Here is a 13,383-nt window from a genome sequence, read left to right on the forward strand (position 1 = left end):
TATCCGCGACTCCTTACCGGGCTCATCCATGGCTGTGCCAAACAGATACCACTTGCTACCAGTTGCGAGCCAAGGTAAGGACGAATGACCGTCCTGTCTAGATGCCTGCGGGCAACAGTCGTGCAATGTTGCTGGTGCTCAGGCGTTACGTGCGCACTTCATGCCTTACATGCCCCGAGGGGGAGGCCGGATGAGGTAGACAGCGCGGTACTCCACCGTGTACCACATAGGACCACAGGGGGAGGGGGCCCTGGGTCCGCCGGAAGCAGGCCCTGGACCCGCCGTGCGCCCGGTTCCGCGGCAGCCACCCCCGGTGGGCGCCTGTGCGGTGCCGCCCGTGTCCGGACAGGAGTTCGCATGAAGATCAGTCAAGTCGTCGGGCCGCGCACCTCGGAGGTCGTGGAGGTGGCGGACCCGGTGCCGGGGGACGACCAGGTGCTGGTGGAGGTGGTGGCCAGCGGGGTGTGCACCTCGGACCTCGGGCCCTGGCTCGGCCATGACCCGGCCGGGGCCCCGGTGCGGCTGGGCCACGAGATGGTCGGCCGGGTCGTCGCCACCGGCCGCGACGCGGACCGCTGGCGGCCCGGTGACCTGGTGACGGGCCTCGGTGGCGAGGGGTTCGCGACGCTCGCCGTCATGGACGCCCATGCGACCCTGCCCGTGCCGGCCGGCATCGAGCCCGCCCACGCGATCGGCGAGCCGATCGCCGACCTGGAGGAGGCCCTGTCCCGCACCGGGGTGGCGGCCGGTGACCGGGTCGCGGTCGTGGGGCTCGGCTTCATGGGCCTTAGCCTGGTGCAGCTCGTCAGGCGGCACGCGCCGGACCTGCTGGTGGGGGTCGACCCGGACCCGGCGCGCCGCGAGCGGGCGCGCCGGCTCGGTGCGGACCTCGTCTTCGCGCCGGACGAACTCCCCGAGGAGTTCCGCACGGGGACCGGCCGGCGCACCGAGGCCCGGCTGGACGTGGTGCTGGAGGCCACCGGCGTGACCGCGGGCCTGACCACGGCGGGCAGCCTCGTCAGGCCGTTCGGCAGGCTCTGCGTGGTGGGCTACCACCACACCGGGGACGCCATGATGGACATGGACCTCTGGTACAAGGCTGTCACCATAGTCAACGGCTTCTGCCCCGACCGCACCCGGCTGATGGCGGCCATGCGGGAGGTGCTCGACCTCGTCGCCCAGCGCCGCTTCAGCTACGCACCCCTGGTCACGCACCGGTTCGGCCTCGGGCAGGTCGACGAGGCGTTCGCCGCGATGCACCGGGGCGCCGCAGACTTCGTCAAGGCGGTGGTGCTGCCCTGAGCCGCATCGTGCCGCGGGCGCGGCTCGGCGTGGCCCGCGGCACGCTCAGTCGTACGACCGGGCGAACGAGGTGCGCAGCCGGTAGCGGTCGCCCGCGTAGCGGATCGTCGAGAGGAACAGCGGCTCCTGCTGGGCGCCCAGGGCGACCTGGTGCATCACCAGCAGCGGGTCGCCCGGCGCCATGCCGAGTTGCTCGGCGGCCCGCTCGTCGGCCTTGGTCGCCTCGATGGTGCTGTCGGCACGCACCGGCTCCACCCCCGCCTCCTCCAGCGTCGAGTAGAGCGAACGGGTGCGGAAGTCGACGTCCGCGAGGCCCGGCGCGAGGGCCAGCGGGATCCGGCTCAGGTCGAGCGCGATCGGCACCTCGTCGAGCAGGCGGACCCGCTCCAGGCGGAACAGCGGGGTGCCGGGCGCGATCCCGAGTTGCTCCGCCTCGTCGAAGCTGGCCGGGTCCGTCTCCGCGCGCAGCACCTGCGAGTGCGGCTTCAGCCCCATCCTGGCGGCCGTCTCGCTGAACGACTCCAGGCTGTTGGGCCACTCCTTCTTCGGCGCGGTCCGGGCGACGTACCAGCCGCGGCCGTGCGACGCGCTCAGCTCGCCGCGCTCCACCAGGTGGCCGAGCGCCTTGCGCAGCGTGACCCGGCTGATGCCGAGCTGGGCGCAGAGCTCACGCTCGGGGGCGAGCCGCGCGCCCGGCTTGAGGTTCCCCTTCTCGATCTCGCCGTGGATCAGATTGACCGCCTGGATCCACAGGGGTTCGGAGTAGCCCGGCAGAATCGCACCCGCGACCTCGCGAGAGTCGTTCATATTCGTCAGAGAACCCCATCATCGTCTGCGCGCCCCCGCGCGCTCCGGCCGCTCGCCGGTCCGTCTCCCGGCCGGGCCGGGCGGCCGCCTGTCACTCCTCTTCGCGGGTGGTCCCCGAGGAGTCGTGCTCCCTTGGGTCGCGGACGGCGGGTGGTCGGCATCGGGGCTCAGGATAGCTTTCCCGGCCGCCGTCTGACCAGGAGACCGGGCCGCGGCAACGCCGCGGGAAGCGCGCGGCTTTGAGGCCCCCTGGTCGCCCGTGCCGTCGGCTCGCCGGGCCCGAGCCGCGGCCCGAGGCGTGCCGGCGGAAACCTCTCCCGCTCTCCCGCTCCTTCGCCCCCGGGTGTCCCCGCGGCGGTCCGAGTCGACCCGGACCACCCCGACGCACGGCACTGTCTCACGGCCTACGCCGCCGAGCTCCAGGAGTGCTTCGACGGCGGCTTCGATCCGGCCCTGAGCCTGCTGCCCGACCCGGGCGAACTCCGCCCGCCGCGCGGCCTGTTCCTGGTCGCCCGGCTGCGTGGCGAGCCGGTCGGCTGTGCCGGCCTGAAGCTGCCGCCCGGTGCCCCGGCCGAGATCAAGCGTATGTGGGTCGCGCCGGCCGCCCGGCGGCTCGGCCTCGCCCGCCGGTTCCTGGCCGAGCTGGAGGCGCGGCCGCCCGGCACGGCCGCGATGTGCTCCGCCTGGACACCAACAAGGCGCTCACCGCCGCCGTCCGCCTCTACCACTCGTACGGCTTCGAGGAGGTCCCCGCCTTCAACGACGAGCCGTACGCCCACCACTGGTTCGAGAAGCGGATCGGACAGGATCCGTCCGCGGCGCGGCCCTGAATCCCGGGCCCCGCCGCATGGGCGGCTGTCCGCCGGTCCGCCGGGGCTCCGTGCGGTCGCGCTCCCGGCCCGGCCGGCCGCCGCGCGGGGGTCTCCGTTACGCCGGGAACGGCGCGGTCCCGCCGGGAACGGCGCGGTCCCGCCGGGAACGGTGCGGTCCGCCGGAAGCGGCGCCTACGTCAGGAGGGGCGCGGCTACTCGCGGAGGTCCGGATCGGCGCGGTCGAGCGGGGGATGTCCGGAACGGCGCGGCTACGCCGGGAACCCCGCGGCGTCCAGAACGGCCGCTGCGGTGCTCACCGCCAGCCCCTCGTCCAGCGCGTCCGCCTTGATCCCCGCCCGCGCGCTCGCCCCGTCGTAGACCACCATGAGCCGGCGGGCCAGCAACTCCGGGTCGGGCACTCCGGCGCGCTCGGCCTCGGCGCGGAAGAAGCCGGCGAGCGTCCGCTTGTGGTCCGCGGCGACCCTGCTCGCCGGGTGGTCGGGGCGCTTCAGCTCCATCTGCACGGCCAGGTACGGACAGCCCAGGAAGTCCGGCCCGGCCGCGGCCTCCTCCAGCCGCTCGAACACGTACAGCACCCTCGCGCGCGGCGAGTCGGGGGCGCCCGGCGGTGGCCTCAGCCGTGCCGCCAGGCCCGGCCCCTGCCGGTCGAGCGCCGCCGCCAGCACCTCGTCCTTGGTCTCGAAGAGCTGGTACATCGACCGCTTCGACACTCCGGCGGCCTTGCACAGCGCCTCGACGCCGATGCCCACGCCCTGCTCGTAGAAGAGCCGGGCGGCCGCGTCGAGCAGCCGCTCGCGCGGTGACGCCTTCGGGGTCGTGATGGAGCTCATGCGACCAGGTTACCCGGCCGGCTTGGCAGGTGGAAACCGATTGGTTTACGCTCACTGGAAACCGATCGGTTTCTCCTGGTCGGCCCTCCTCGGTCCGTCGTGGTGTGCCCGCGGCGGACCGCCTCTGTGCTTCTCCCACGAAAGGCCTGTCATGCAGATCAACGGTTCCGTGGCCCTGGTCACCGGCGGCAACCGCGGGCTCGGCGAGCAGTTCGTCCGGGCCCTCCTCGACGCCGGGGCCGCCAAGGTGTACGCGGCCTCCCGCGATCCCCGCAAGGTCACCGTGCCCGGCGCGGTCCCGCTGGCCCTGGACGTCACGGACCCCGCGTCCGTGCGCGCCGCGGCCGAGCAGGCCCAGGACGTCACGCTGCTGATCAACAACGCGGGCACGTCGCTGGGCGCCGGCGTCCTGGACGGCCCCCTGGACGACTTCCGGACCGAGTTCGAGACCCATGTCCTGGGCTCGCTCGGCATGACCAGGGCGTTCGCGCCCGCGCTGGCCCGGGCCGGCGGGGGAGCGGTCCTCAACGTGCTGTCCGTGCTCGCCTGGTTCGCCCAGCCCGGGTCCGCCGCCTACTGCGCCGCCAAGGCCGCCGCTTGGTCGGTCACCAACGCCGCCCGCCAGGCCCTCGCGGAGCAGGGCACCCAGGTCACCGCGCTGCACGTCGGCTACATGGAGACCGACATGGTGGCGCACATCGACGCGCCCAAGCTGGACCCGGCGAAGATCGCCCGGCTGGCGCTGGAAGGGGTCGAGGCCGGCCTGTACGAGGTGCTCGCCGACGACGCGAGCAAGCGGGTGCAGGCGGGTCTGGCCGGCGGTGTGGGTGCCCTGTACCCGGGGCTGCCCCAGCCCGCCGCGGGCTGACGGCTGCGGGATCCGGCCCCGCGCCCCTTCCCGGAGCGTAAGCCCCGGGAGGGGCGCGGGGCTGTTCCGCATGCGGCTCCGCCGCGTTGGGGTACCGCCGACGCCGTCGAGGCGGTGGGGAGCGACCGGTCACCACGTGCCCGCGGCGGGCCACCGGGCTCAGCCCCTTGCGGTCTCGTTCCCGGCCACCGGCCGGTCGGGGCTGGTCGCGCGGTTCCCCGCGCCCCTTCCGGGGCGCTCCGCACCGCTCACGCCGCGTCGCCGGTACGCCGGCCCGGGCGCCCCCCGCGGTGCAGCAGTCGGCCGTGCGCGGCCTCCGCGTGGGTGACGACGTGTACGTCGATGTCGTCGCCGGACCCCTCGATGACGGACTCGCCGATGCCCCGGCTGAAGAGCCCCTTCAGGCGGCTGCGCCGGGTCGCGCCGATCACGATCTGGGTGGCGTTGACCTGGCGGGCGAAGTCCAGGATGGCGCGCGCGGGGTCGTCGCTCTCCACGGTGTGGTAGCTGCCGCCGAGCTCGTCCACCAGGGCGCGCTGGTCGTCGAGGAGCCGGGGCGAGGCGGTGGCGAGCCCGTCGCTGCGCCGGATGTGCACGGCGAGGAACTCACCGCCCGCTCCCCGGGACGCGGTCCGCTTGGCGCGCCGCACCAGCGTGCCGCCCTCGGGGCCGCCGGAGAGCGCTACCAGTACCCGTTCGCGGGTGCCCCACGGGTGCTGGATGCCGTGGTCCTTGCGGTACCGCAGCAGCGCCTCCTCCACCCGGTCGGCCGCCCAGAGCATGGCGATCTCCCGCAGCGCCGTGAGGTTGCCGGTGCGGAAGTAGTTGCCGAGGGCGGCGTCGATCTTCTCCGGAGGATAGACGTGGCCGTGCGCCATCCGGCGGCGCAGGGCCTCCGCGGACATGTCGACCAGCTCGATCTGGTCGGCGCGCCGGACGACGTCGTCGGGGACGGTCTCGCGCTGCCGGACGCCGGTGATCTGCTGGACCACGTCGTTGAGGGACTCCAGATGCTGGATGTTGACGGTGGAGATCACGTCGATGCCCGCCGCCAGCAGTTCCTCGATGTCCTGCCAGCGCTTCTTGTGCCGGCAGCCGGGGACGTTGGTATGGGCCAGCTCGTCGACCAGGGCGACCTCGGGGGCGCGGGCCAGGACGGCGTCGAGGTCCATCTCGGTGAAGACCGTGCCGCGGTACGTCAGCGTGGTGCGCGGCACCGCCTCCAGGCCCTCGGCCATCTTCCGGGTCAGCGGCCGGCCGTAGTCCTCCATGAACCCGATGACGACGTCCGTGCCCCGCTCGGCGCGGCGCTGGCCGTCGCCGAGCATGTCGTAGGTCTTGCCGACCCCGGGTGCGGCCCCGAGGTACACCAGCAGCCTGCCACGCGGCACGGTGCCTCCTTCCGGGACGCGCTCGCGGCTCACCCGCTCCGGGTGAGCCTCTCCAGTGCCAGGTTCAGCTCCAGGACGTTGACCCGCGGCGCGCCGAGGAATCCGAGCAGTCTTCCCTCTACATGGTCGCTCACGAGGGCCGCGACGCGCCGCTCCGGCAGCCGGCGGACGCGGGCCACCCGGGCGGTCTGCCGCCGGGCGTAACCGGGCGAGACATACGGGTCGAGCCCGCTTCCGGAGGCCGTCAGGGCGTCGGCGGGCACCCGGGCGGGACTGATGCCGTCCCGGGCCGCGACCGCCGCCCGCCGCTGCCGTACCCGCGCCAGCAGGGTGCGGTTCTCCGGGCCCAGGTTGGACGCCCCGGAGGCGAGCGGGTCGTAACCGTGCGCCCCGGCCGCGGACGGCCGGGAGTGGAACCACCGGGCTCCGGTGAAGCCCTGGCCGATCCGTGAGGAGCCCACGGTGCGTCCGGCGAGGGCGACCTTGGAGCCGTCCGCCTTGTGCTCGAAGGCCAGCTGGGCGATGCCCCAGACGACGACCGGGTAGAGCGCGCCGGTGACCAGGGAGAGCACGATCAGGACCCGGAGCCCCGCCGCGGCCTGCCTGAGGACGGTGATGGTCATGGGAGCCGGTCACCTCAGCCCGGGAAACTGCGAGACGATCAGGTCGATGACCTTGATGCCGGCGAACGGTGCGATGATGCCGCCGAGACCGTAGAGGACGAGGTTGCGGCGGAGCATCCGGGCCGCGCTGGTCGGCCGGTAGCGGACGCCGCGCAGCGCGAGCGGGATCAGCGCGGCGATGACCAGCGCGTTGAAGATCACGGCGGACAGGATCGCCGACTCGGGGCTGCCGAGGCGCATCACGTTCAGGTCGTCGAGCTGCGGGTAGGCCGCCGCGAACATCGCGGGGATGATCGCGAAGTACTTGGCGACGTCGTTGGCGATGGAGAACGTGGTCAGGGCGCCGCGGGTGATGAGCAGTTGTTTGCCGATCTCGACGATCTCGATCAGCTTGGTGGGGTTGGAGTCGAGGTCGACCATGTTGCCGGCCTCCTTGGCGGCCGTGGTGCCGGCGTTCATGGCGACGCCGACGTCCGCCTTGGCGAGCGCCGGCGCGTCGTTGGTGCCGTCCCCGGTCATCGCGACCAGCCGGCCGCCGCTCTGCTCCTGGGTGATCAACTCCAACTTGTCCTCGGGGGTGGCCTCGGCGAGGAAGTCGTCCACGCCGGCCTCGTCCGCGATGGCGCGGGCGGTGAGCGGGTTGTCGCCGGTGATCATCACCGTGCGGATGCCCATCCGGCGCAGCTCGGCGAAGCGCTCGCGCATGCCGGCCTTGACGATGTCCTTGAGATGGACGACGCCCAGCACCCGGGCCGGCCCGTCCGGCGGGCGCTCGGCGACGACGAGCGGGGTGCCGCCGCTGGCGCCGATGGCGTCCACCACCGACCTGATCTCCGCACTGGGGTGGCCCGCGTGGTCGCGCACCCACTTGAGCACCGCGGCTGCGGCTCCCTTGCGGACCATGCGGCCGCCTTCCAGGTCCACTCCGGACATCCGGGTCTGCGCCGAGAACGGCACGAAGGAGGCGCCCTGGATCACGCCCTCCTCGCGCGCCCGCAGCCCGTACCGCTCCTTGGCCAGCACCACGATGGAGCGCCCCTCGGGGGTCTCGTCCGCGAGGCTGGCCAGCTGGGACGCGTCGGCCAGCTCGGTGGCCGTGACGCCCTCGGCGGGCACGAACTCCGTGGCCTCCCGGTTGCCGAGCGTGATGGTGCCCGTCTTGTCGAGCAGGAGCGTGTTGACGTCCCCCGCCGCCTCCACCGCGCGGCCCGACATGGCCACCACGTTGTGCTGGATCAACCGGTCCATGCCCGCGATGCCGATCGCCGACAGCAGGGCGCCGATGGTCGTGGGGATCAGGCAGACCAGCAGGGCCACCAGGACGATGATCGACTGCGGTCCGCCGGAGAACGTCGCGAGCGGCTGGAGGCTCGCCACCGCGAGGAGGAAGACGATCGTGAGGGCGGCCAGCAGGATGTTCAGCGCGATCTCGTTGGGCGTCTTCTGCCGGATCGCCCCCTCCACCAGCGAGATCATCCGGTCGATGAAGTTCTCGCCGGGCCGCACCGTGATCCGGACCACGATCCGGTCGGAGAGCACCTTGGTGCCGCCGGTGGCGGCCGAGCGGTCGCCGCCCGACTCGCGGATGACGGGCGCCGACTCGCCGGTGATCGCGGACTCGTCCACGCTCGCGATGCCCTCGACCACCTCGCCGTCGCCGGGGATCACCTGGCCGGCCTCGACCACCACCAGGTCGCCGATCCGCAGCCGGGTGCCCGCCACCTGCTCCTCGGTGCCGTCCTCGCGCAGCCGCCGGGCCGTCGTCTCCTGCTTGGCCTGCCGCAGGGCCGCCGCCTGCGCCCGGCCGCGGCCCTCGGCGACCGCCTCCGCGAGGTTGGCGAAGACCACCGTGACCCACAGCCACGCCGTGGTCGCGATGCCGAACGCACTGGCGTCGGTCGTCGCCGTGAAGACGGTGGCCAGCACGGAGCCGACCCACACCACGAACATCACCGGGGTGCGCACCATATGGCGGATGTCCAGCTTGCGGACCGCGTCCGGCAGGGACCGCACGAGCTGGTGCGGCCTGAACGCCCCCGCCGACACCCTGCGGGGCCCCTCGCCGAGCGGTGGCGTGGCCGTGGTCATGCCAGCCCCTCCGCGATCGGCCCCAGGGCGAGGCCCGGGAAGAACGCCAGGGCGGCCACCAGGATCGCCACTCCGATCAGCATCCCCACGAAGAGCGGACGGTGGGTGGGCAGCGTGCCCGCGCCGACCGGCACCGGCCGCTGCCGCGCCAGCGAGCCGGCCAGCGCGAGGATGAACACCATCGGCAGGAAGCGGCCGATGAGCATCGCCAGGGCCAGGGTCGTGTTGTAGAAGACGGTGTCCGTGCCGAGGCCCGCGAAGGCGCTGCCGTTGTTGTTGGCCGTGGACGCGTAGGCGTACAGCACCTCGGACAGGCCGTGCGGCCGTGGGTTGAGGATGGTCGAGCGCGGCCCGGGGAAGGCCACCGCGAGACCGGCGCCGACCAGCACGGCGAACGGCATGGCGAGCACGTACAGCGCGACGAAGGTGGTCTCCCGCTGCCGGATCTTCTTGCCCAGGTACTCCGGGGTCCGGCCGACCATCAGCCCGGCGAGGAAGACGGTGAGCACCGCCACCACCAGCATCCCGTACAGGCCCGAGCCGGTGCCGCCGGGCGCCACCTCTCCCAGCAGCATGTTCAGCAGGAGCATGCCGCCGCCCAGCGCGGTGTAGCTGTCGTGGGAGGAGTTCACCGCCCCGGTCGACGTCGTGGTCGTCGCGTTCGCGAACAGGGCGGAGTTCCAGACCCCGAACTGCTGCTCCTTGCCCTCCATCGACGCACCCACCGCCTGCGGCACGGTGCCGGGGTGCAGCGCCTCCGCCGCCGTCACCGCGGCCAGGCCGCCCGCCCAGATGACCGCCATGGCCGCCAGGATCGCCCAGCCCTGGCGGGGACTGCCGACCAGCAGGCCGAAGGTACGCGGCAGCGCGCTGGGGATGAGCAGCAGCAGGAACACCTCGAAGACGTTGGTGAACGGGTTCGGGTTCTCGAACGGGTGCGATGAGTTGGCGTTGTAGAAGCCGCCGCCGTTGGTGCCCAGCTCCTTGATCGCCTCCTGGGAGGCAACGGGACCGCCCACGATCGACTGGGTGCCGCCGGCGAGCGAGTGCACCGGGTCCGGGGAGGAGAAGTTCTGCACCGCTCCGGCCGCCACCAGCACGATCGCGGCCAGGAACGCCAGGGGCAGCAGGATGCGCACCGTGCCGCGCACCAGGTCGACCCAGAAGTTGCCGACCCGATCGGTCTCCGACCGTGCGAACCCCCGCACCAGAGCCACCGCCACGGCCATGCCCACCGCCGCGGACAGGAAGTTCTGCACGGCGAGGCCCGCCATCTGCACCAGATGGCCCAGCGTCGCCTCCCCGGCGTACCACTGCCAGTTGGTGTTGGTCACGAAGGCCACGGCCGTGTTGAACGCCCCGTCCGGGTGCACCGAGGGAAACCCCAGCGCCAGCGGCAGGTCGCCCTGCAACCGCAGGAAGCCGTAGAGGAACAGCACGGACACCGCGGAGAACCCCAGCAGCGCCAGCGCGTACGCCGTCCAGCGCTGGTCGGCGTCCGGGTTGACCCGCGCGAGGCGGTACAGCAGCCGCTCCACCGCCAGGTGCCGGTCGCCGCGGTACACCCGGGCCATGTACGCGCCGAGCGGCACATGGACCACCGCGAGCGCCCCGACCAGCAGGGCGATGGTGAGCAGCCCCGCCCCGGTCTCGGTCATCAGAAGCGCTCCGGGAACACCAGGGCGAGCACGAGGTAGACCACGAGGACCACCGCACAGCTCAGCCCCACGGCGTCGGAGGCGCTCACCGCCGCTCCGCGCCCTTCAGGACCAGCACCATCAGCGCGAAGAAGGCGATGGTCAGGGCGATATAGGCCAGGTCGGCCATCGGCGGTCTCCTCCGGACGGTGGTGGCGGCGCCCGCGTGACGGCCCGGCGGGTCCCGCACGGCCGGCTCGCACGGGAGGGCGGCGAGCGCCGTATGAGCACACCTCACGCATACCGTGTCACCGCCGTGAAACTGCGCAGACGCGCGCCGCCGGCTGCAGTGCCGTCACCGGCAGGGCGTAACGGCGGGAGGCGCGGCTCATGCCGACGCCGCCGATCGGGTGAGCCCCCACAGCACCCGGGTACCGGACGGGCATGAAGAGGGGAGCGGAGCCGACGGCCCCGCCGGGCCGTCCCCAGCCGTCGACGAAGGATTGGTGCCGCCATGCCCGAACAACCGCAGCCGGGATCCGTGCCCCCCGAGGCGGAGCGCGTGAAGGGGGACATCGGCCGACGCATCGCGGGCCGCCGTGAGCAACTGGGCCTCAGCCGCGAGGAGGTGGCCGCGCGGTCCGGCTCGGCACCCGGCTACATCCAGTACATGGAGGAGCACACCGCGGCGCCGAGCACGGGATTCCTGCTCCGCCTCGCCGACGCACTGGAGACCACCGTGGAGGAGCTGACCGGCGGCACCACGGAGCTGCCCCCCGGCCTCGGCCGCGCCGCCCGGCACGCCCGGCTGGCGAACCTGGACCCGGGGGAGTGCCGCGAACTGCTCGGCACCCACGGCGTCGGCAGGGTCGCCGTGACCACCGAGCGCGGTCCCGCGATCTTCCCCGTCAACTACCAGGTCATCGAGGACGACCTCGCGTTCCGCACCTCGCCGGAGGCACCGCCCGCCCATGCGGCCGGCAGCGACACCGCCTTCGAGGTGGACCACATCGACGACGCGTTCAGCCGGGGCTGGAGCGTGCTCGCGGTCGGCTCTGCACGGGCGGTCACCGACGACGAGACGGTCCGCAGGCTGGACCGGGAGGCCTACAGCACGCCCTGGGCGGGCGGCGACCGCCATATGTGGGTGGTCCTGACGCCGCACCGCCTCACCGGTCGGCGGTTCATCGTCGACGACCCGGGGGACACGGCCCGGGATGCGACCGGGGACGGTGACCGGGCCGGGGGACCCGGCCGGGAAAGCGGCCCGGGACGGTGACCGAGCCGGGGAACGCGACTGGGTGTGACGGCGACGAGGGCCCGCGGCGCAGCGGCGGCGGGAGCCCCAGCTCGGCGGCCCGCCTCAAGGAAGCGGGCGGGTCGGGGAAGCGGGTCCTCCCGGGTACGCGGGCGCTTCAGGCACCCGGCCGTCCCAGGTGCGCGGGCGTCTCGAGGACGCCGCCGTCTCGAGGACGCCGCCGTCTCAGGGGCCGTGCGCTCCCGCCCTGCTGCCGTACCCCTCCCGCTCCCGGCGGTGGGTGTCGCGCTCCCGCCGGTCCTGCTCCTGGGTGGCGATGACGGCGGCCTGGATGCGCCGCTCCACCCCGAGCTTGGCCAGCAGCCGCGAGATGTGGTTCTTCACGGTCTTCTCGGCGAGGTAGAGCCGCCGTCCGATCTGCCGGTTGGTGAGCCCCTCACCGATCAGCGCGAGTATCTCCCGCTCCCGCTCGGTCAGCCCGGGCAGGGCGTCCTGCTCCTCCTCGTGGTCCTGCTCGCCGCGGAGCCGCGCCATCAGCCGCGCGGTGGCGCTGGGGTCGAGCAGCGACTGCCCCGCTGCCACCTGACGCACCGCGGAGACCAGGTCGGAGCCGCAGATCTGCTTCAGCACGAAGCCGGACGCGCCCGCCATGATCGAGTCGAGCAGGGCCTCCTCGTCGTCGAAGGAGGTCAGCATCAGGCAGGCGAGGTGGGGCATCCGGGCGCGCAGCTCGCGGCAGACGTTCACCCCGTCGCCGTCCGGCAGCCGCACGTCGAGCACCGCGACCTGCGGGCGCAGCGCGGGCACCCGCACCAGGGCCTGCGCGGCCGTGGCCGCCTCGCCGACCACGTCGATGTCGGGCTCGTCGCTCAGCAGGTCGTGCACGCCGCGCCGCACCACCTCGTGGTCGTCCAGCAGGAAGACCGTGATCGGGCGGCCGGAGCGGGCCGGGTCGGTGTCCGCCATGGGTGCTCCCAACGCGGGTCTCCGCCGGCGCCGGAGTGCCCGCGCCGGCGGCGGAGTGTCGGTTTCTCCCCAGTACCCGGGCCAGGCCCGGGCGAACACACCGGACGCCGGGCAAGGCCGGTCATGCACGGACGCCGTGGCGGGTCGTGCACGAGCCGTGAGGGACGGCGATGGACCGGCCGCCACGGGGACGCTCACGGGGCGAGGCCCGCCCCCGCGCCGTGGGTGAGCTCGCGGCCCGTGACCAGTTCGGGCTCGATGCGGACGAAGACGTCATCGGCGCCGCCGGCGTCCCCGTCGGGCGCGGTCCAGGAGCGCGGCCCGGTGCGCGACAGCCGTTCGTGCTCGGCCCGGCTCGTCACCACCGTGGCCCGTCCGGTCACCACGACGCTCCACCCGACCCGAGCGCCGGCGTCCACCTCGTCCACCTCGAACGCCACCACCACGCCGTCGAGCGCGCGCACCAGCTCGGAGTGGGCCGGGGCACGCAGGACGACGGCGGAGTCGGCGTCCAGGCAGAAGCGGACCGGCAGCACCGCGGGCAGCGCCCGCCGGGTGTGGATCACCCGGCCCACGGGTGCCCTGCTCAGCAGCCGCAGGCTCTCCTGCCTGCCGAGTTCATGGAAGCCGTCCTGGGCGTTCATGCAAGGGCTCACTCGGAAGAGATCGGCTCATCGCGTCGTTCCGGCACCCGCCTCATCCCGTCCGCCGTATCCGTGTCACCCGCGGTTCTCGAGCTCCCCGCGGGGTGGCTCGGCTCGGCCGGGCGCGGGCCGGCGC

Annotated in this window: 13 protein-coding genes and 1 pseudogene; 4 read left to right on the top strand and 10 right to left on the bottom strand. The window is 73.5% G+C overall.

Annotation, left to right across the window (positions count from 1 at the left end):
* Positions 1 to 357 precede the first annotated feature (357 nt).
* Entirely contained in the window at positions 358 to 1,302 is a 945-nt protein-coding gene (locus tag ACSMXW_RS35290; protein WP_485802447.1) for a zinc-dependent alcohol dehydrogenase, read from the top strand.
* 45 nt (positions 1,303 to 1,347) lie between these two features.
* Here ACSMXW_RS35290 and ACSMXW_RS35295 read toward each other — a convergent pair whose 3' ends face one another.
* Entirely contained in the window at positions 1,348 to 2,109 is a 762-nt protein-coding gene (locus ACSMXW_RS35295; protein WP_485802448.1) for a GntR family transcriptional regulator, read from the bottom strand.
* Between the two features lie 363 nt (positions 2,110 to 2,472).
* Between ACSMXW_RS35295 and ACSMXW_RS35300 the strand changes: the two are divergent.
* Positions 2,473 to 2,939, top strand: a pseudogene (locus tag ACSMXW_RS35300) (GNAT family N-acetyltransferase); the annotation flags it as partial.
* 251 nt (positions 2,940 to 3,190) lie between these two features.
* Here ACSMXW_RS35300 and ACSMXW_RS35305 read toward each other — a convergent pair.
* Positions 3,191 to 3,772 carry a TetR/AcrR family transcriptional regulator gene (locus ACSMXW_RS35305; protein WP_485802449.1) on the bottom strand — a complete coding sequence of 194 codons (582 nt, stop codon included), beginning with the start codon at positions 3,770 to 3,772 and terminating at the stop codon, positions 3,191 to 3,193.
* A 151-nt stretch (positions 3,773 to 3,923) separates the two neighbouring features.
* Here ACSMXW_RS35305 and ACSMXW_RS35310 point away from each other — a divergent pair, with 151 nt between their 5' ends.
* Positions 3,924 to 4,640 carry an SDR family oxidoreductase gene (locus tag ACSMXW_RS35310; protein ID WP_485802450.1) on the top strand — a complete coding sequence of 239 codons (717 nt, stop codon included), beginning with the start codon at positions 3,924 to 3,926 and terminating at the stop codon, positions 4,638 to 4,640.
* A 248-nt stretch (positions 4,641 to 4,888) separates the two neighbouring features.
* On the opposite strand, the gene ACSMXW_RS35315 is transcribed toward ACSMXW_RS35310, so the two are convergent.
* Genes ACSMXW_RS35315 through ACSMXW_RS35340 form a run of 6 tightly spaced genes read right to left on the bottom strand, consistent with a single transcriptional unit; the run spans position 4,889 to position 10,677 of the window.
* Positions 4,889 to 6,031 carry a universal stress protein gene (locus ACSMXW_RS35315; RefSeq protein WP_485802452.1) on the bottom strand — a complete coding sequence of 381 codons (1,143 nt, stop codon included), beginning with the start codon at positions 6,029 to 6,031 and terminating at the stop codon, positions 4,889 to 4,891.
* Between the two features lie 29 nt (positions 6,032 to 6,060).
* Positions 6,061 to 6,654 carry a potassium-transporting ATPase subunit KdpC gene (gene kdpC, locus ACSMXW_RS35320; RefSeq protein WP_485802454.1) on the bottom strand — a complete coding sequence of 198 codons (594 nt, stop codon included), beginning with the start codon at positions 6,652 to 6,654 and terminating at the stop codon, positions 6,061 to 6,063.
* Between the two features lie 9 nt (positions 6,655 to 6,663).
* The gene (gene kdpB / locus ACSMXW_RS35325) at positions 6,664 to 8,742 is read right to left on the bottom strand and encodes a potassium-transporting ATPase subunit KdpB (RefSeq protein ID WP_485802455.1); all 2,079 of its coding nucleotides are present in this window, start codon (positions 8,740 to 8,742) and stop codon (positions 6,664 to 6,666) included.
* On the bottom strand, positions 8,739 to 10,400 hold the full coding sequence (gene kdpA, locus ACSMXW_RS35330) for a potassium-transporting ATPase subunit KdpA (protein ID WP_485802457.1): 1,662 nt from the start codon (positions 10,398 to 10,400) through the stop codon (positions 8,739 to 8,741). Before kdpA ends, kdpB begins: the two co-directional genes overlap by 4 nt.
* A complete protein-coding gene (locus ACSMXW_RS35335; protein WP_485802459.1) occupies positions 10,400 to 10,489 on the bottom strand; it encodes a potassium-transporting ATPase subunit F in 90 nt (29 codons plus the stop codon). Before ACSMXW_RS35335 ends, kdpA begins: the two co-directional genes overlap by 1 nt.
* Positions 10,486 to 10,677 carry a hypothetical protein gene (locus ACSMXW_RS35340; protein WP_485802461.1) on the bottom strand — a complete coding sequence of 64 codons (192 nt, stop codon included), beginning with the start codon at positions 10,675 to 10,677 and terminating at the stop codon, positions 10,486 to 10,488. The genes ACSMXW_RS35335 and ACSMXW_RS35340 overlap by 4 nt, the downstream gene beginning before the upstream one ends.
* Before the next feature lie 216 nt (positions 10,678 to 10,893).
* On the opposite strand from ACSMXW_RS35340, the gene ACSMXW_RS35345 reads away from it, so the two are divergent.
* Positions 10,894 to 11,658: a helix-turn-helix domain-containing protein gene (locus tag ACSMXW_RS35345; protein WP_485802463.1), complete on the top strand. Its 765-nt coding sequence runs from the start codon at positions 10,894 to 10,896 to the stop codon at positions 11,656 to 11,658.
* A 204-nt stretch (positions 11,659 to 11,862) separates the two neighbouring features.
* Here the strand turns inward: ACSMXW_RS35345 and ACSMXW_RS35350 are convergent, their stop codons facing one another.
* Together ACSMXW_RS35350 and ACSMXW_RS35355 are read right to left on the bottom strand one after the other, a co-directional pair.
* A complete protein-coding gene (locus ACSMXW_RS35350; protein WP_485802464.1) occupies positions 11,863 to 12,603 on the bottom strand; it encodes a response regulator in 741 nt (246 codons plus the stop codon).
* Between the two features lie 194 nt (positions 12,604 to 12,797).
* Positions 12,798 to 13,247, bottom strand: coding sequence for a pyridoxamine 5'-phosphate oxidase family protein (locus ACSMXW_RS35355; RefSeq protein WP_485802466.1), 450 nt, complete (start codon positions 13,245 to 13,247; stop codon positions 12,798 to 12,800).
* Positions 13,248 to 13,383 lie beyond the last annotated feature (136 nt).

This window comes from Streptomyces sp. DSM 116793 (assembly GCF_057320905.1).

Bases quoted from the DNA above. Each gene is read 5' to 3' on its own strand.
- kdpA (WP_485802457.1), bottom strand. From the start codon at position 10,400: ATGACCGAGACCGGGGCGGGGCTGCTCACCATCGCCCTGCTGGTCGGG.
- kdpC (WP_485802454.1), bottom strand. From the start codon at position 6,654: ATGACCATCACCGTCCTCAGGCAGGCCGCGGCGGGGCTCCGGGTCCTG.
- ACSMXW_RS35345 (WP_485802463.1), top strand. From the start codon at position 10,894: ATGCCCGAACAACCGCAGCCGGGATCCGTGCCCCCCGAGGCGGAGCGC.
- ACSMXW_RS35355 (WP_485802466.1), bottom strand. From the start codon at position 13,247: ATGAACGCCCAGGACGGCTTCCATGAACTCGGCAGGCAGGAGAGCCTG.
- ACSMXW_RS35290 (WP_485802447.1), top strand. From the start codon at position 358: ATGAAGATCAGTCAAGTCGTCGGGCCGCGCACCTCGGAGGTCGTGGAG.
- ACSMXW_RS35305 (WP_485802449.1), bottom strand. From the start codon at position 3,772: ATGAGCTCCATCACGACCCCGAAGGCGTCACCGCGCGAGCGGCTGCTC.
- ACSMXW_RS35350 (WP_485802464.1), bottom strand. From the start codon at position 12,603: ATGGCGGACACCGACCCGGCCCGCTCCGGCCGCCCGATCACGGTCTTC.
- ACSMXW_RS35295 (WP_485802448.1), bottom strand. From the start codon at position 2,109: ATGAACGACTCTCGCGAGGTCGCGGGTGCGATTCTGCCGGGCTACTCC.
- ACSMXW_RS35310 (WP_485802450.1), top strand. From the start codon at position 3,924: ATGCAGATCAACGGTTCCGTGGCCCTGGTCACCGGCGGCAACCGCGGG.
- kdpB (WP_485802455.1), bottom strand. From the start codon at position 8,742: ATGACCACGGCCACGCCACCGCTCGGCGAGGGGCCCCGCAGGGTGTCG.